The sequence below is a fragment of the Mesorhizobium sp. WSM4808 genome (assembly GCF_055811675.1).
Window position 1 is genome coordinate 153,903 of record NZ_JBVVQX010000005.1, and the last position, 15,032, is coordinate 168,934.

A 15,032-nucleotide genomic window follows, 5' to 3' on the forward strand; every position below is an offset into this window, starting at 1 on the left:
AGACGGGTCTAGGCGGAGCGGATTTGCTGCAAACCTCGGATGTAGCGATCCGTAGCGGCCCCCCTCTGTCCTGCCGGACATCTCCCCCACGTGGGGGGAGATTGGCTGTCATCGCGGCTTTAGCCAATCTCAAAGGTTGAAGGATGACGCGCGCTCGGCGAAGCTGGCGATCTCCCCCCCACGTGGGGGAGATGTCCGGCAGGACAGAGGGGGGCGCTGTCCCGCCGGCCTCAGAAAGGATTTTAGTCCAATGAGCGACGATCTTCCCATCCTCTCTCCCAGCGAAGCCCGGATCCTCGGCTGCCTGATCGAGAAGAAAGAGCTGACGCCGGATGTCTATCCGCTGACGCTCAACGCGGCACTGGCCGCCGCTAACCAGAAGACGGCGCGCGAGCCGGTGATGGCACTGGAGCAGACCGAGGTGCACCGGGGGCTGAAGCTGCTTGAACAAAAGGGGCTGGTGCGGCAGATGTTCGGCTCGCGCGTCGAGCGCTACGAGCACCAGATGGCGCAGCGCTTCTCGCTGACCACGCCGCAGACCGCTTTGATCGGCCTGCTGTTGCTGCGCGGGCCGCAGACGGCCCATGAACTGCTGGCGCGCGGCGAGCGCATGGCGCGGTTCCCGTCGATCGAAGATCTGCGCGCCGAACTCGACATGCTGATCGGACGTCGGCCGCCACTCATCCAGGAAATCCCGCGCGGACCAGGCCAGCGCGAGGACCGCTACGTTCATCTCCTCAGCGGCCCGGTGGACGTTGCCGCCCTTTCGGTGCAGCGAAGTGCATCGGCCCTGCCTGCTTCCGACCTGGAGGCGCGGTTGGAGGCGTTGGAGCAGGAAGTCGCCGCACTGCGCGCTCGCCTGGACGCGCTGGGAGCATAGGCCGGCGCGCGCCTGGGCGTTCGCGCCGGGTCTTACACGGATGCAGCGCTTTCAGCCGAGCCGGGCATCAAGCGATACGTTTATGGCGCCGAGCGCCTTCGAGACCGGGCATCCGGCCTTGGCCTTCTCGGCCAGCTCGGTGAATTTCGCCGCATCGATGCCGGGCACCTTGCCGACCACGGTGAGGGCGCTGCCGGTGATCCCGGTGCCTGGAACCAGCGTCACCACGGCCTTGGCGTCGAGTTCGGTGGCAGGCGTGCCGTTCTCGGCCAGGAAATGCGAGAACTGCATGGCAAAGCAGCCCGCATGCGCCGCGGCGATCAGTTCTTCCGGGTTGGTGCCGGATTTGCCGCTCTCGTCCTCGAAGCGCGCCTTGAACGAATAGGGCGTGCCCTTCAAGGTTCCGCTCTGGGTGTCGAGCGTGCCCGTGCCCTCTTTCAGATTGCCTTTCCAGACGGCGTTTGCGGTGCGGTCCATGAATTCCTCCTTGGTTGTCGTGGTTGGGGTTCGTTGTCGAGGCCGAGCCGGCGTCCGGTCAACTATAGCGCGCTCGGACGCGAAGGCCACTGCGCTCTTTGAACCACCGCACGGTGCCTGCACCGTGGCCAGATTTTTCCGAAAAATGCCGGGCAGAAATGTCGACTTTGATCTGCTTCGCCCGTCCTGCGGATGGCCACCACGGATTTGTGGCCGGATGGAGGTTCACATGGACAATATGTTTTTGGCATCGTGGAAAGGTGCAGGCTGCGGGGCCGGGCGACGAGAAGAAGACTTCTGGCTGCATCCGCCGGCATCCGGCTTTGGCCGGCTTCTGGCGGCGGTTGCCGTCATCGGCATCGCGGCATGCCTTCTCGATCATGCGGCGGCGGTCAGTGGCAACACCGATGTCCTCGTCGGCGCATCCTATGGTTCACAGCGGCAAGGGGGCTGGAAATGAAATATGTCTGCCTGGTTTATGGTGAGGAAAAGGATCTTCACGCGCTGACCCCGGCAAAGTCGGCCAATCTCGACGCCGATTCGCTGGCCTACGACCGGGCGCTGGAGGAGAGCGGCCTGCTGATCGTCGCGCAGGCGCTGCAATCGGTGAAAACGGCCAAAACCGTGCGGCGGCGTCAGGGCAAGCGGCTGGTTATCGACGGGCCGTTCGCCGAGACCAAGGAGCAATTGCTTGGTTTCGTCATGATCGAGGCCGGAGATCTCGAAGCGGCGCTGGACATTGCCGCTGGTATTCCACTGGCCGAACTCGGCACGATCGAGGTCCGGGCCATCTACGACATACCGGGATCATAGAGCCCTGCCAGCGTTGTGGCTGCTTCGAAAACCAGGGCGTCGGGCTGAGCGTTCGGGTTTCGGTTCCGTGCGCAACTTTTGCGTGTTGAAGCAAGGCGAGAGTTCTCCTATCGTCGCCGGGGTTCTTGGGGATTTCGACATGCCTTTCCTGATTGCTATCCTTGGCGTGATGGGCGCGGCGGCGTTCTGGTGGTACCGGATGAAGGCCATGAACGAGGCCGCGCGTGATGTTGCCGATGTCATTGGCCGGGTACAGGGCTCCGTGCGCCGCAAGAAGCTGCGCAAGCAGGCGGCGCTGTCGCCGCTGACGGCGATCGATGATCCGGTCGTAGCGGCGGCTACGCTGATCACATCAATCGTCTCCGAGGATGGGCCAATCCTGCCGCAGCGCGAGGCCGTCATCCGCGCGGTGATTTCCGAGATCGCCGACAAGAAGAAGACCGACGAGGCGGTGATCTATGCCAAATGGGCGGCGGCGCAAGTCGACGACGCCACCGTTGTCATCGACAAGCTGGCGCCGTTCCTGCGCGAACGTCTCGATGTCGCCGAGCGAAACGATCTGCTGCAGATGGTCAACCGCGCCGCCCAGGGCGGCGAGAAACGCCTGGAGATATCCGACCAGAGGATATTGCGGCTGCGGCAAAAGCTGGGTTTCGAGGTCAACTGAGCGCCTACCTTGGGTGATTGGCGGAAACGCCATCGCTTTCGTCATCCTGGGGCGGAGCAAGGAGCGAAGCGACGCGGCGCAGACCCCGGGATCCATGCGCGACTCAAACGCGTCACCACGGTGTAGAATTCTGCTCCGCTGCATTCTTCTGCCAAGGTCGCGGCATGGATCCTTGGGTCTTCGCTCCGCTTCGCGTCGCTACGCCCAAGGATGACGACGTTGGGGGCGCTGAATCGATCAGATCGCCTCGCCCTTCAATAGTCGCGGCGTGCTGGCGGACAGTCCCGACGCCTGCCGGATAAAAAAATCCTTCAGGCGCGGCATGCGTTCGACGAGACCGAGGCCGATGTCGCGGACGGTGCGCAGCGGGCCGATATCGTTGGAAAACAGCCGGTTCAGCGCGTCCGTGGTGACACCCATCTGCACCGTGTCGAAGCGGCGCCACTGCTGGTAGCGCTCGAGCACGTCGAGCGCGCCGATGTCCCGGCCGAGCCGGTCGGCCTCGACGATCACCTCGGCAAGGGCCGCGACATCCTTGAAGCCGAGATTGAGGCCCTGGCCGGCGATCGGGTGGATGCCGTGGGCGGCATCGCCGGCGAGCGCGATGCGGGGTGCGACGAACGCGCGCGCAATGGTCAGGCCGAGCGGCCAGGCGCGCGGCTTGTCGGCAACGCGGATTTCGCCAAGCTTCAGGCCAAAGCGCTGTTCGAGTTCGTGTTCGAAGAGGAGATCGTCACCGGCCACCAGCTTTTCGGCATCGGGCGTACGCTCGACCCAGACGATCGACGAGCGGTTGGTGCCGTCCTCGCCGGGCTTGAGCGGCAATGTGGCGAAGGGGCCGGCCGGCAGGAAATGCTCTTCGGCGCGACCGTTATGCGGGCGTTCATGGGCCACGGTGCAGACGATGCCCGACTGGCCATATTCCCATTTCACCGTCTTGATGCCGGCCATGTCGCGCAGCTTCGAGTTGACGCCGTCGGCGGCGACCAGCAGGCGGGCCTTCAGGGTCGCGCCGTCGGCGAGATGCACTGTGATGCCAGCGCCGTTGGTCTCGAACCCCTGCACGGCGACGCCTTCGATGATGTCGATGCCGAGCTTTTCGGCGCTGGCCCGCAAGGCGCCGTTCAGCACCCTGTTGGCGACCATATGCGCAAAGGGCTCGCCCGGCGCCACTTCGCCGTCGAAGGTCAGAAAGACCGGACGCACCGGATCGGCGGTGCGCGAATCGGTGATGATCATCTCGGTGATCGCCTGCGCCTGGGGCACGATCTCGGCCCACACGCCGAGCTGGTCGAGCATGCGGCAGGCGGCGGCGGCAATGGCCGAGGCGCGGCCATCCCTTTGCCAGGCGCCAGCAGGTGCGGCATCGACGAGAGCGATGGCGAGACCCGGTCGCGCCTGCTTCAGCGACACGGCGGCGGCCAGGCCGACATAGCCGGCGCCGGCGACCAGGACATCGAGCCCAGATCTTGTTTTCGCGTTTGGCCCGGTTTTCGTGTCCGCCTTGCGTTCCATCATCTTCGCTCCTGCGCGCCGGCCGGGTCCTGCACCCTTGACTGCCTGTCCGTCCTGTCGGAAACCGCCATAACACTTCTGCGGCGAGGGCGCGAAATATGACGGCAGCCATGGACGAGCTTCTCGGCATTCTCGACCTCGAGAAGCTGGAACACAATCTGTATCGTGGTCGCAGCCCCTTGCTCGACTGGCAGCGCGTGTTCGGCGGCCAGACCATCGCCCAGGCGCTGGTGGCGGCGCAGCGGACAGTGGATCCCGATCGGCACGTGCATTCGCTGCACGGCTATTTCATGCGGCCCGGCGACACCAAGGTGCCGATCGTCTACGAGGTCGACCGTATTCGCGACGGCGGCTCCTTCACCACGCGGCGCGTGGTGGCGGTCCAGCACGGCCAGGCGATCTTTTCGCTCGAAGCCTCGTTCCAGCAGGACGAGGTCGGTCTCGAGCACCAGGTGCCGATGCCGCAGGACGTTCCGGGGCCGGACACATTGCTGTCGCAACGCGAATTGCTGGGCAAATTCGCCGAGGCGGTGCCCGATGGCATCAAACGCTACTGGGAGCGCGACCGGCCGATCGAGATGAAGCCGGTGATGCTGAAGCATTACACCAGCCGCGAAAAGCTGGAGCCGAAGCAGAATATCTGGATCCGCACCACAGGTCCGGTGCCGGCGGACCGCGCCATCCAGGCGGCGGTGCTCGCCTATCTTTCCGACATGACGCTGCTCGACACATCGACCTTTGCGCATGGCCGCGCCATTTTCGATCGCGATATCCAGGCGGCGAGCATTGACCACGCCATGTGGTTCCATCGCAGCCATGCGCTCGACGACTGGATGCTCTACACGCAGGACAGCCCGTCGACACAGGGGTCGCGCGGCTTTACACGCGGGTCGCTGTTTGCCCGCGACGGCACGCTGATCGCCTCGGTTGCGCAGGAAGGGCTGATCCGGCTCAAGCGATCGCCTGCAGAGTAGGCATTTTTCAAAAATTGCCTAAGTTTTAGGCAGATGCATCGCTGCAGCTGTGGGCAGGTTGCGTCGGTGTGCTCTCTAATCTCTTTTTTTACAACGGGTTAACACCCTGCTTCGGCACTTGGCACGGAGCTTGAATCCTCGTGGGCACTCTCCGGCTTTTTAGGATCGGTGAAGGTGTGCAAACGCGGGGGACCGCAACAGCGAAGGGTGAAACCTTATGAAAATTGTGATGGCAATCATCAAGCCGTTCAAGCTCGACGAGGTACGCGAAGCGCTTACCGCCGTCGGCATCCAGGGCCTGACCGTCACCGAAGTCAAAGGCTACGGGCGTCAGAAAGGGCATACGGAGATCTATCGCGGGGCGGAATACGCGGTCAGCTTCCTGCCGAAGATCAAGATCGAAGTCGCCGTCAGTTCCGACATGGTGGACAAGGCTGTCGAGGCCATCTCCGCCGCCGCCAAGACCGGCCAGATCGGCGACGGCAAGATCTTCGTTTTCGGCATCGATCAGGCGGTGCGCATCCGCACCGGCGAAACAGACACCGACGCGCTCTGAGCGGCGATCACGTATTCCAATGGAGAGTTCAATGAATATTCCTTCCACCTTGAAGTCAGCGGCGCGCTCCGCGCTGCTCGGCTCGTTCGCGCTCGGAGCATTGGGCACGGTCGCCGCATTCGCGCAGGAAGCGGCTCCCGCCGCGGCCGCAGCAGCGCCAGCTTTCACCGTCGACAAGGGCGACACCACGTGGATGATGGTTTCCACCGTTCTGGTGCTGTTGATGACGGTTCCCGGTCTTGCGCTTTTCTACGGCGGCCTGGTTCGCAGCAAGAACATGCTGTCAGTGCTGATGCAGGTCTTCACCATCACCAGCGTGGTCATGATCATCTGGGTTTTCTACGGCTACAGCCTCGCCTTCACCCCGGGCAACGCCTTCGTCGGCGGCCTTTCCAAGATGTTTCTCTCCGGCGTCGATGTGACGACCCTGTCGGAAACCTTTACCAAGGGTGTCGCCATTCCTGAACTGGTGTTCGTCGTCTTCCAGATGACCTTCGCCTGCATCACGCCGGCTCTGATCGTCGGCGCCTTCGCCGAACGCGTCAAATTCTCCGCTTTGATCCTTTTCGTCATCCTGTGGGTCACTTTCATCTACTTCCCGATCGCTCATATGGTCTGGTTCTGGGGCGGCCCGAGCGCTTATAGCGATCCGACGGGCCTCATCTTCAGCTTCGGCGCCATCGACTTCGCCGGCGGCACGGTCGTTCACATCAATGCGGGCATTGCCGGCCTCGTCGGCGCGCTCATGATCGGCAAGCGCAGCGGCTACAAGAAGGATCTCATGGCGCCGCACTCGATGACGCTGACCATGGTCGGTGCTTCGCTGCTGTGGGTCGGCTGGTTTGGCTTCAACGCCGGTTCGAATCTTGAAGCGAACGCCTATGCGGTGCTGGCCATGATCAATACCTTCGTCGCCACGGCGGCGGCGGCGGTCACCTGGATCGTGCTTGAATCGCTGCTGCGCGGCAAAGCCTCCATGCTTGGTGCTGTTTCGGGTGCGGTGACCGGCCTCGTCGCCGTCACGCCCGCTGCCGGCTTTGCCGGCCCGATGGGCGCCATCGTGCTCGGCATCGTCGCCACCTTCGTCTGCTACTTCTTCGTCTCGGTGGTGAAGAACACGTTCGACTACGACGACAGCCTTGATGTCTTCGGCGTCCACTGCATCGGCGGCATCATCGGCGCGCTCGGCACAGGCATCCTGGTCAATCCTGCCCTCGGTGGCGCCGGCATTGTCGACTATTCGACGGCCGACTTTGCTGCCGGCTATGCCGGCACGGCCACCCAGCTCCTGGCGCAGGCCAAGGGTGTCCTGGTGACCCTGCTGTGGTCGGGTATCGGCAGCGCCATCCTCTACAAGATCGTCGACCTGATCATCGGCCTGCGTCCGACAGCCGACGCAGAGCGCGAAGGCCTCGACCTCACCTCGCATGGCGAAGCGGCCTACCACTCGTAAGCCCGTGCGGGACGGCATTGGCCGCCCCGCAATTCCTATCCCGTCGTGATGCTCCCGAAAGGAGTTCACGCATTGAGGCCCGGATCGCATCCGGGCCTCTTTTTTTGGCAAGTCATTCCGGCAATGCCCGTCTTGGCGCAATCACGTTCATGTGATCAGGTTTTTTGAGGAAACAACGACCGCTCTGGTTCCGAACTGGGGGGACGATCGTCGTTCTGACGCTCGTGCCAAACAACAGGGAAGGAAACCATTTCATGAACCTCAAGAATATCTGCCTTGGAGCGCTCGCTCTTTCCATGGTCAGCGGCTTTGCATTTGCCGGCGCTCTGGATGAGCCCGACAACATGGCGCCGTTCTTCACGGATTCCGGCATGAAGACCATGAAGCCGATGGCGGATTTCAAGACCGCTTTCATGGCCATGCCGATGGAAAAGCAGGAAGCGATGAAGAAGGAATGCCAGGATGCGGCGATGAGCAAGCCGTATGCGGAATTCTGCGCCAATGTGCAGGCGCTCGGCGGCGCCAACTGATTTGTCCGGTCGGGCCGAGGCCCGATCTTTGTTCCAAACGACCAATGGCGGGCCCGGCAGTCCGCCATTGTTTCGGCAGGCGGCAGCTCTATCCGCCGGCGCCGTCGTCCATCATGGTGTTCGTCAGCGCTTCATACGCGCTGCTGCATGTCCGGGAATGCGGGCAATTCCTGACGATCAGCACAGGCGCCACTGTCAGGACCGCGGCGATCAAAACCCGCAGGCCGAGGCCTCGCACTGCAAATCCCTTGCCGAAAAGACCTCTGAACAGAAAATACAGGCCTTGTCCGAGGCAGGCTGTGGCGAGGATGTGCAGCAGCGGACCGGTCGCTCTGGCGAAGGGCGTCACATAGCCGTCCGGGAAGCCCACCATGCCGAGTTCGACGAACCAGTGCAAAGCGAGCAGCAAACTGAGCCCTGCCCAGGCCAGTGCCGCCACGCGAAGGAAGACGGGTTGCATGCCTTTACCCAAATTGGCGACCCCCCTTCGCCGACACTCGGCGCCATTCTTCGAGCAGCAAACGGCTCAACCAGTGGTAACGAGGCTTGATCATCTCAACCTCTTATAGTTAATGCGCCCTTAACCTTCCCACCGATAGTCTGAGGCCCGAATCTGCCGGAATGCGCCACGCACCCGGCAAGTCCATGACAGACGGGGAAGAGCATGCGTTCAGGGGCTTCAGCACCGCTTGCGCTGGCCGATACGGGGCACGGCATCCAGGCGTTCGCGCGGCGTCAGGTCGGGCGGCTGGTCGGCGTCGGCCTGTTCGCGCTGGCCGCCTTTGGCGTTGCCAGCCTTGCCACCTGGAATGTCGCCGATCCGAGTTTTTCCCACGCGACGAACAACACCGTCACCAATGCCATGGGCTATGCGGGTGCCGTGTTCTCCGACCTGGCCATGCAGTTCTTCGGCCTCGCCGCCGTCGCGGCCCTGGTTCCGACGGTCATCTGGGGCTTCCTGCTGTTTTCCGCGCGCGGCGTCGACAGGCTGCCCAAGCGCGGGCTGTCCTGGTTCGGCTTCGCGCTGCTGGCCGCTGCGATGGTCGGCTGCGTTGTGCCGCCCAAGACCTGGCCGCTGCCCACCGGCCTCGGCGGTGTGTTTGGCGACATGGTGCTGAAGATCCCCGGCGTCGTCATCGGCGGCTATCCGACCGGGCTGATCGCCAGCATCATCGCCATCCTGCTGGCCGCACCCGCGCTGTGGCTCTTTGCCCATGGTTCGGCGCTGATCGGTCGCAAGAACGGCTTCGCCGTGATGGAGGACGAGCCCGCCGCCGATCCGCGCGAGGACGACCTTTTGTTCGACAATGACGAGGACGAAGGCGACGAGGGTATCCTGGCGCTCGGCGCCATCACCCATTGGTGGCTGTCGCTGCGCGCGTGGATGCACCGCCGTGCCTTGCGCCGCAGGCAGGAGCGGGACGAGTACGAGCCGGAGATGGAGCAGCGCTCCACAGCCTGGCGGCGCGCCGCCGAACGGGTCGAATCGGCGGAGTTTGCCGAGCAGCGGATGAGCCAGGATGGCCGCGCCCGCGTCGAGCCCGAATTCTTCGCCGCCATGGTCAATGACCGCAGCGCCTCGCTCGACCCCGACGATGCCGACATCTTCGACGACCGCTTCGACAATGCGGGCGAGGATGCCGATTTCGACGATGAACCTGTCGTGCAACGCCGCGGCGCGCCGACCGCCAGGGTGCAGCCGTTCCGCTCCGACGCAGCCACCCGCGTCGAGGCGCCGGCGGCGCGCCCCGTGCCCGGCGCCCGCGTCCAGCGCGAGGCGCAGACATCGCTGATCGGCTCGGAAAAATTCGAAATGCCGTCGCTCCACTTCCTCTCCGAGCCGAAGAACGTGGTGCGCGACGCCAGCCTGTCCAAGGACGCGCTGGAACAGAACGCCCGCCTGCTCGAAGGCGTGCTGGAGGACTTCGGCGTCAAGGGCGAGATCATCGCCGTCCGTCCCGGTCCGGTGGTCACACTCTATGAGCTCGAACCGGCGCCCGGCATCAAATCGTCACGCGTCATCGGCCTGTCCGACGACATTGCGCGCTCGATGAGCGCCATCGCCTGCCGCGTCGCCGTGGTGCCCGGCCGCAACGCCATCGGCATCGAACTGCCGAACGCCAAGCGCGAAACCGTCTATCTCAGAGAGATTCTGGCCAGCCGTGACTTCGAGACGACGAAGGCCAAGCTGGCGCTGGCGCTGGGCAAGACCATCAATGGCGAGGCGGTCATCGTCGACATCGCCAAGATGCCGCACGTGCTGGTCGCCGGCACCACCGGCTCGGGCAAGTCGGTCGCCATCAACACCATGATCCTGTCGCTGCTCTACCGGCTGAAGCCGGAAGAATGTCGGCTGATCATGATCGATCCGAAAATGCTGGAACTTTCGGTCTATGACGGCATCCCGCATCTGCTCACGCCCGTCGTCACCGATCCGAAGAAGGCCGTGGTGGCGCTGAAATGGACCGTGCGCGAGATGGAGGACCGCTACCGCAAGATGTCCAAGGTCGGCGTGCGCAACATCGACGGCTTCAACGCCCGCGTCAGCCAGGCGGACAAGAAGGGCGAGAAGATCTCGCGCACCGTGCAGACCGGCTTCGACCGCCAGACCGGCGAGGCGATCTACGAGACCGAGAACCTCGATCTCGAGCCGATGCCCTATATCGTCGTCATCATCGACGAGATGGCCGACCTGATGATGGTCGCCGGCAAGGACATCGAAGGTGCCGTGCAGCGCCTGGCGCAGATGGCGCGCGCCGCCGGCATCCATGTCATCATGGCAACGCAGCGGCCGTCGGTCGACGTCATCACCGGCACCATCAAAGCCAATTTCCCGACCCGCATCTCCTTCCAGGTGACGTCGAAGATCGACAGCCGCACCATTCTGGGCGAGCAGGGCGCCGAGCAGCTGCTCGGCATGGGCGACATGCTCTACATGGCCGGCGGCGGCCGCATCCAGCGCGTGCACGGCCCGTTCGTCGCCGATGAAGAGGTCGAGAAGATCGTCGCGCATCTGAAGCTGCAGGGCGTGCCGGAATATCTCGACGCCATCACCGAGGATGATGGCGAGGACGACGACGAGCCGTCGGGCAAGGGTGGGTCCGGTGGCGGCAACAGCAATTTCGAGGATTCCGACGATCCCTACGATCAGGCGGTCTCCGTGGTGCTGCGCGATGGCAAGGCCTCGACCAGCTATATCCAGCGCCGGCTGGGCATCGGCTATAACCGCGCCGCCTCGATCATCGAGAAGATGGAAAAGGAAGGTATCGTCGGCCCGGCCAACCATGCCGGCAAGCGCGAGATCCTGGTGCCGACCGAAGAGGACAAGTTCTGACCAGAAAGGCCGACCCTTGTGACATCCCGGTCCGGCAACCTTGAACCTTTCAAGGCGTTGAAGCGACCAAGGGACGTCTGACCCGCCAAATTTCAGCCTAACTGGGGGTCCAAGCACAGAACAACTCAGGAATCAGATGAGAGTGACGGACATGAAAAACGATCTTTCAGCGCTCAGCACATTTGCTCCATCCCGGCGTCAGTTGCTGGGCCTCGGCCTGGCGTTTGCGGGGGCGGCAGCCTTCAACGCGGTGCCCGGCTTCCAGGTGCTGGCTTCGGCGCAGGCGGCTGTGCCGACCGCTGCGCAGAAGATCGCCGACCACTTTTCCTCGGTCAAATCGATGAGCGGCGAATTCGTGCAGTTCGGCCCCAAGGGCGAGCAGACCGGCGGCAAGTTCTTCCTCGAACGGCCAGGCAAGATCCGCTTCAACTACGACGGCTCTTCAAACTTCCGGGTGATTTCAGACGGCCAGTCGGTGGTCATCCTGAATAAGAGGCTCAACACGTCCGATCTCTATCCGCTGTCGAAGACACCCTTGAAGCTGCTGCTCGACAACAGGATCGATCTCTCCGGCGACCGCGTCAAAAGCGTCAAGCAGGAGGATGACCTCACCACCATCCAGCTCGCCGATAAATCGGTGTTCGGCAATTCGAAGATCACCATGATGTTCGATCCGAAAACCTTCGACTTGCGGCAGTGGACGATCACCGACGCGCAGGGCAAGGACACGACGGTGATGATCTTCAACACCAAGGAAGGCGTCAGCTTCGCGCCGGATACTTTCGCCATCGACTACACGGCGAACCGCGAGCTCAACACCAACAAGGCGCGCTAGGCCAATCGCACCAATAGCTGTGGAAAGCGCCGGGTCACGCCTCAGCGGGCGTGGTCCGGCTTGTCTTTGCGGCTTGCGGCTGGCAGTTTCCCGGACTGACTCCGCCGAAAGGCGTCTTCCCCGCCGGGGCCCATCGGTTCTGGCCGGTCGCACGCTGTCCTGGATTGCCAATGCCCTTTTCCATCGCCACCTGGAACATCAACTCCGTTCGCCTGCGCATGCCGATCGTCGAGCGCCTGCTCGTCGAGCATGCGCCCGACGTGCTGTGCCTGCAGGAAACCAAGGTTCCCGACGAGCTGTTCCCCGAAAAGGCTTTCCGCAAGCTCGGCTACGAGCACATCGCCTTCCATGGCCAGAAGGGCTACCACGGCGTAGCAACCGTGGCTCGGCGGCCGATCGAATTGGTCGAAAAGCGACGCTTTTGCGAAATCGAGGATAGCCGGCACCTCTCGGTGACGGTGCGGGCCGGCGGCAAGGCGATCCTGCTCCACAATTTCTACGTTCCGGCGGGCGGCGACGAACCGGATCCTGTCATCAACAGGAAGTTCAAGCACAAGCTCGACTTCGTCGCCGAGATGAATGCCATCCGGGCAGAACATGACGAGGTGTCCGGCTCGGTGCTGGTCGGCGACCTCAACATCGCCCCGCTCGAACATGACGTCTGGTCGCACAAGCAATTGCTCAACGTGGTCAGCCACACGCCAATCGAGACGGAAAATTTCGAGGCGATGCGCCGCGCCGGCGACTGGGTCGACCTGATGCGGCTCAACGTGCCGCATGAGCAGAAGCTCTACACCTGGTGGAGCTATCGCGCGCAGGATTGGGAGCTGTCCAATCGCGGCCGTCGTCTCGACCACGTCTGGTCGTCGCCGAACCTGGTGCCCAGCTTTTCCGGCTACGAGATCCTGCGTCCGGCGCGCGGCTGGGAGCGCCCGTCGGACCATGTGCCTGTCATCGCGCGGTTCGATCTGGACTAGTCTGGTCGAAAATGCCCGCGTGCGGCAGTCAGTCGGCAGAGGTGGAGTCGGCTGGATCCACCCACGGACGGCCCAATCGTGTCACCATCGCCGCGTACCCAACGGCACCTGCCGCCCAAAGGAAGATGCCAAGCTCTTTGACGACGTCTTCGGCGATGGCGGCCGCAGAACCAGGGGTGGGAAACAGATCTCCGAGTTGGTCGATGGATGCCGACAGCGCGAGCAGGAAACCTGCGGCCACAAAGACGATCGTGCCGTCGAATGTCTTCCGTCGCAGCCGAAAAAACCAGAACAGCCCGGCGGCGGCGTAGACAATCATCGCAACGATCTCTGGTATCGCAACCATGGGGAGCACGTCCTCATGGATCAACAACAGGTCATCGAGCCCCAGGAACAGGGTAAGGCCGCCGAGAAACGTGCAATCCCATCGATGCGCGAGCAGGCCAGCAAACAGGGTCACCGCGCCGGAGCCGATCCACAGTGAAGCACCCAGGGACGAAATCCACCCTGTATAGAAGCCGACTTCGGCGACCGCAGATGGATCTCGATAAAAGATCCAAGCGTCCAGACCACGAATCTGCGCAACGAACAGAGCGGCTAAGAGCATCGCGACGTTAATCGCCGTCGCCGCCAGTATGACCAAGCGCCAGGCTATCGTCCATTCGCCGCCATGCTTGGTGTTCAGCGCGTTGTTCTCTGGCATTTGCTATTCTCATTGAGGACTGAGAGGAACTCCATTGGAACCAAAATGCGACAGCCGCCAGATCTGCCGCCGAGAACTCCGCCTGCATGTGCCGGTGGTCACCAGGGTTGCAGCGCTTCGCCCCACCGAACCCATTGTACCATGGCGTCGATGTTCAGGTGAGGCTGGCCTGCAAATGGCCGACCTGAATCTCAACGCGCTTCGAAGCGCGACCAAATGAATTCAAGTTAAAACGGCGCGCTTTAAGTCTTCATGCATGTCGTTGTCGCGATTTGCTGGGCTGACAGGCCAGCAAGATCCGGCAGATGGGGATGGTCGCGGCGGCGCGTCGCCAGCATGCGTTGCGCCGCTTCGATGATTGTCGGCGCAGGCACATTGGCGACCAGACCGGTTGGACTTGCAAGACGGGATTCGATCACGTCCACGCAGTTCGAAAGCGGCCTCCAACGGGCCATGTTGGCGCCGCCACTGAGGATAACCATCGGCGTCATCACGGTTGCCATGAGATGTGCGGTACCGCCTTCGGCGCCGATGTAAAGATCGGCAAACTCGCCGAGCGCCAGCAAGATGTCACCGATATCGACACCTTCGATCGCGGCGGAATCGACAAGCCGCAGCTTCGGCACGCGCTGAGCCAGTTCAGCCATATCGGGACCATCGCCTGGGGTTTTCACATAGAGAAGGTTCGCCCCGTCGGCGATCAGGCTGTCGGCGATCGCGGCAACCTGATCCGCCGACATGCGCTTGCTGGCGCTGCCGTGCGCAGCGATAACGATCAACGGAGCCTGCTTGCCGTCCGCAAGGCTCCTGGCCGCCGCTCGCGCGGCCGGGCCAGGCTCCAGCCGATGATCGAAAGGCAGCCGCTTGCCGGCAAGGCGTTCGATGAGGCGGTGGTAGCGCCAGGCATTGTGCCCGGGTCGTGCTTCAGGCCTTTGGCCCAGACGCCAGGAAAGGGCGAAAGCCGGAAAGTTTGCCTCATAGGCGATGCCGCGGCCGAGCAGTGATGCCGAGGTTTGAAGCAGCCAACGCGCCGAGATGCGGAAATCGACAACGGCCAATCGCCCCTTGCCCTTGCGGTGATCGGCGACCAGGCGCGCCAGCGGCGTCCGCACATTGATCGCATCGACCAAATGGCCGACATGGCGATTGAGGCTATGTTCAAGGGACGACGACCGGGTGGTTCCGTAGACGATGAAACTATCGGGGAATGCCGTTCTGGCGGCGCGCAAAGCCGGAATCCGGATCAATCCGTCGCCGAACGCGTCATTGCGGGAATACAAGATAATCGTCTCGTACCGCCCTGACGGCATGGCTCGCT

Annotated in this window: 16 protein-coding genes; 11 read left to right on the forward strand and 5 right to left on the reverse strand. The window is 63.1% G+C overall.

The annotated features are described in order from the left end of the window. Window positions 1–250 precede the first annotated feature (250 nt). Complete coding sequence (locus AC0L2U_RS10770) at window positions 251–880, forward strand: YceH family protein (RefSeq protein WP_127270053.1); 630 nt, start codon at window positions 251–253, stop codon at window positions 878–880. A gap of 51 nt (window positions 881–931) precedes the next feature. Here AC0L2U_RS10770 and AC0L2U_RS10775 read toward each other — a convergent pair whose 3' ends face one another. Then, the gene (locus AC0L2U_RS10775; protein ID WP_127322672.1) at window positions 932–1,357 is read right to left on the reverse strand and encodes an OsmC family protein; all 426 of its coding nucleotides are present in this window, start codon (window positions 1,355–1,357) and stop codon (window positions 932–934) included. A gap of 124 nt (window positions 1,358–1,481) precedes the next feature. On the opposite strand from AC0L2U_RS10775, the gene AC0L2U_RS10780 reads away from it, so the two are divergent. The 3 genes from AC0L2U_RS10780 to AC0L2U_RS10790 all read left to right on the forward strand — a co-directional run bounded on the left by AC0L2U_RS10780 (window position 1,482) and on the right by AC0L2U_RS10790 (window position 2,837). Further along, the gene (locus AC0L2U_RS10780) at window positions 1,482–1,817 is read left to right on the forward strand and encodes a hypothetical protein (RefSeq protein WP_292696576.1); all 336 of its coding nucleotides are present in this window, start codon (window positions 1,482–1,484) and stop codon (window positions 1,815–1,817) included. Further along, window positions 1,814–2,170, forward strand: a complete 357-nt coding sequence (locus AC0L2U_RS10785) for a YciI family protein (protein ID WP_473601892.1) — start codon at window positions 1,814–1,816, stop codon at window positions 2,168–2,170. The genes AC0L2U_RS10780 and AC0L2U_RS10785 overlap by 4 nt, the downstream gene beginning before the upstream one ends. Window positions 2,171–2,309: 139 nt before the next feature. After that, entirely contained in the window at window positions 2,310–2,837 is a 528-nt protein-coding gene (locus tag AC0L2U_RS10790; RefSeq protein WP_127382880.1) for a hypothetical protein, read from the forward strand. A 237-nt stretch (window positions 2,838–3,074) separates the two neighbouring features. On the opposite strand, the gene AC0L2U_RS10795 is transcribed toward AC0L2U_RS10790, so the two are convergent. Further along, the gene (locus AC0L2U_RS10795) at window positions 3,075–4,352 is read right to left on the reverse strand and encodes a ubiquinone biosynthesis hydroxylase (RefSeq protein WP_189367505.1); all 1,278 of its coding nucleotides are present in this window, start codon (window positions 4,350–4,352) and stop codon (window positions 3,075–3,077) included. Between the two features lie 98 nt (window positions 4,353–4,450). Here AC0L2U_RS10795 and tesB point away from each other — a divergent pair, with 98 nt between their 5' ends. The 4 genes from tesB (at window position 4,451) to AC0L2U_RS10815 (ending at window position 7,865) form a co-directional block, all read left to right on the forward strand. Further along, a complete protein-coding gene (tesB, locus tag AC0L2U_RS10800; RefSeq protein ID WP_127397385.1) occupies window positions 4,451–5,326 on the forward strand; it encodes an acyl-CoA thioesterase II in 876 nt (291 codons plus the stop codon). A 217-nt stretch (window positions 5,327–5,543) separates the two neighbouring features. Next, the gene (locus AC0L2U_RS10805) at window positions 5,544–5,882 is read left to right on the forward strand and encodes a P-II family nitrogen regulator (protein WP_127397384.1); all 339 of its coding nucleotides are present in this window, start codon (window positions 5,544–5,546) and stop codon (window positions 5,880–5,882) included. 31 nt (window positions 5,883–5,913) lie between these two features. Beyond that, window positions 5,914–7,335: an ammonium transporter gene (locus AC0L2U_RS10810; protein ID WP_127267327.1), complete on the forward strand. Its 1,422-nt coding sequence runs from the start codon at window positions 5,914–5,916 to the stop codon at window positions 7,333–7,335. 254 nt (window positions 7,336–7,589) lie between these two features. Then, window positions 7,590–7,865, forward strand: a complete 276-nt coding sequence (locus tag AC0L2U_RS10815) for a hypothetical protein (RefSeq protein WP_127267328.1) — start codon at window positions 7,590–7,592, stop codon at window positions 7,863–7,865. 88 nt (window positions 7,866–7,953) lie between these two features. Here the strand turns inward: AC0L2U_RS10815 and AC0L2U_RS10820 are convergent, their stop codons facing one another. Further along, the gene (locus AC0L2U_RS10820; RefSeq protein ID WP_127319580.1) at window positions 7,954–8,325 is read right to left on the reverse strand and encodes a hypothetical protein; all 372 of its coding nucleotides are present in this window, start codon (window positions 8,323–8,325) and stop codon (window positions 7,954–7,956) included. A 204-nt stretch (window positions 8,326–8,529) separates the two neighbouring features. Here AC0L2U_RS10820 and AC0L2U_RS10825 point away from each other — a divergent pair, with 204 nt between their 5' ends. The 3 genes from AC0L2U_RS10825 to AC0L2U_RS10835 all read left to right on the forward strand — a co-directional run bounded on the left by AC0L2U_RS10825 (window position 8,530) and on the right by AC0L2U_RS10835 (window position 13,011). Beyond that, entirely contained in the window at window positions 8,530–11,199 is a 2,670-nt protein-coding gene (locus tag AC0L2U_RS10825; protein WP_127808723.1) for a DNA translocase FtsK, read from the forward strand. A 151-nt stretch (window positions 11,200–11,350) separates the two neighbouring features. After that, the gene (locus AC0L2U_RS10830) at window positions 11,351–12,034 is read left to right on the forward strand and encodes an outer-membrane lipoprotein carrier protein LolA (protein WP_127267333.1); all 684 of its coding nucleotides are present in this window, start codon (window positions 11,351–11,353) and stop codon (window positions 12,032–12,034) included. 170 nt (window positions 12,035–12,204) lie between these two features. Then, complete coding sequence (locus AC0L2U_RS10835; RefSeq protein WP_127396140.1) at window positions 12,205–13,011, forward strand: exodeoxyribonuclease III; 807 nt, start codon at window positions 12,205–12,207, stop codon at window positions 13,009–13,011. 28 nt (window positions 13,012–13,039) lie between these two features. On the opposite strand, the gene AC0L2U_RS10840 is transcribed toward AC0L2U_RS10835, so the two are convergent. Beyond that, window positions 13,040–13,714 carry a hypothetical protein gene (locus tag AC0L2U_RS10840; protein ID WP_127808724.1) on the reverse strand — a complete coding sequence of 225 codons (675 nt, stop codon included), beginning with the start codon at window positions 13,712–13,714 and terminating at the stop codon, window positions 13,040–13,042. A gap of 242 nt (window positions 13,715–13,956) precedes the next feature. Next, window positions 13,957–15,024 (reverse strand): glycosyltransferase family 9 protein, encoded by a 1,068-nt coding sequence (locus tag AC0L2U_RS10845; RefSeq protein ID WP_473601893.1) that lies wholly within the window; start codon window positions 15,022–15,024, stop codon window positions 13,957–13,959. Window positions 15,025–15,032: the final 8 nt, after the last annotated feature.

What these genes read in the sequence shown, in the direction of transcription:
- AC0L2U_RS10810 (WP_127267327.1), top strand. Translation starts at nt 5,914, where the DNA reads ATGAATATTCCTTCCACCTTGAAGTCAGCGGCGCGCTCCGCGCTGCTC.
- AC0L2U_RS10805 (WP_127397384.1), top strand. Translation starts at nt 5,544, where the DNA reads ATGAAAATTGTGATGGCAATCATCAAGCCGTTCAAGCTCGACGAGGTA.
- AC0L2U_RS10785 (WP_473601892.1), top strand. Translation starts at nt 1,814, where the DNA reads ATGAAATATGTCTGCCTGGTTTATGGTGAGGAAAAGGATCTTCACGCG.
- AC0L2U_RS10795 (WP_189367505.1), bottom strand. Translation starts at nt 4,352, where the DNA reads ATGGAACGCAAGGCGGACACGAAAACCGGGCCAAACGCGAAAACAAGA.
- AC0L2U_RS10770 (WP_127270053.1), top strand. Translation starts at nt 251, where the DNA reads ATGAGCGACGATCTTCCCATCCTCTCTCCCAGCGAAGCCCGGATCCTC.
- AC0L2U_RS10845 (WP_473601893.1), bottom strand. Translation starts at nt 15,024, where the DNA reads ATGCCGTCAGGGCGGTACGAGACGATTATCTTGTATTCCCGCAATGAC.
- AC0L2U_RS10825 (WP_127808723.1), top strand. Translation starts at nt 8,530, where the DNA reads ATGCGTTCAGGGGCTTCAGCACCGCTTGCGCTGGCCGATACGGGGCAC.
- AC0L2U_RS10790 (WP_127382880.1), top strand. Translation starts at nt 2,310, where the DNA reads ATGCCTTTCCTGATTGCTATCCTTGGCGTGATGGGCGCGGCGGCGTTC.
- AC0L2U_RS10815 (WP_127267328.1), top strand. Translation starts at nt 7,590, where the DNA reads ATGAACCTCAAGAATATCTGCCTTGGAGCGCTCGCTCTTTCCATGGTC.
- tesB (WP_127397385.1), top strand. Translation starts at nt 4,451, where the DNA reads ATGACGGCAGCCATGGACGAGCTTCTCGGCATTCTCGACCTCGAGAAG.
- AC0L2U_RS10840 (WP_127808724.1), bottom strand. Translation starts at nt 13,714, where the DNA reads ATGCCAGAGAACAACGCGCTGAACACCAAGCATGGCGGCGAATGGACG.
- AC0L2U_RS10835 (WP_127396140.1), top strand. Translation starts at nt 12,205, where the DNA reads ATGCCCTTTTCCATCGCCACCTGGAACATCAACTCCGTTCGCCTGCGC.
- AC0L2U_RS10820 (WP_127319580.1), bottom strand. Translation starts at nt 8,325, where the DNA reads ATGCAACCCGTCTTCCTTCGCGTGGCGGCACTGGCCTGGGCAGGGCTC.
- AC0L2U_RS10830 (WP_127267333.1), top strand. Translation starts at nt 11,351, where the DNA reads ATGAAAAACGATCTTTCAGCGCTCAGCACATTTGCTCCATCCCGGCGT.
- AC0L2U_RS10775 (WP_127322672.1), bottom strand. Translation starts at nt 1,357, where the DNA reads ATGGACCGCACCGCAAACGCCGTCTGGAAAGGCAATCTGAAAGAGGGC.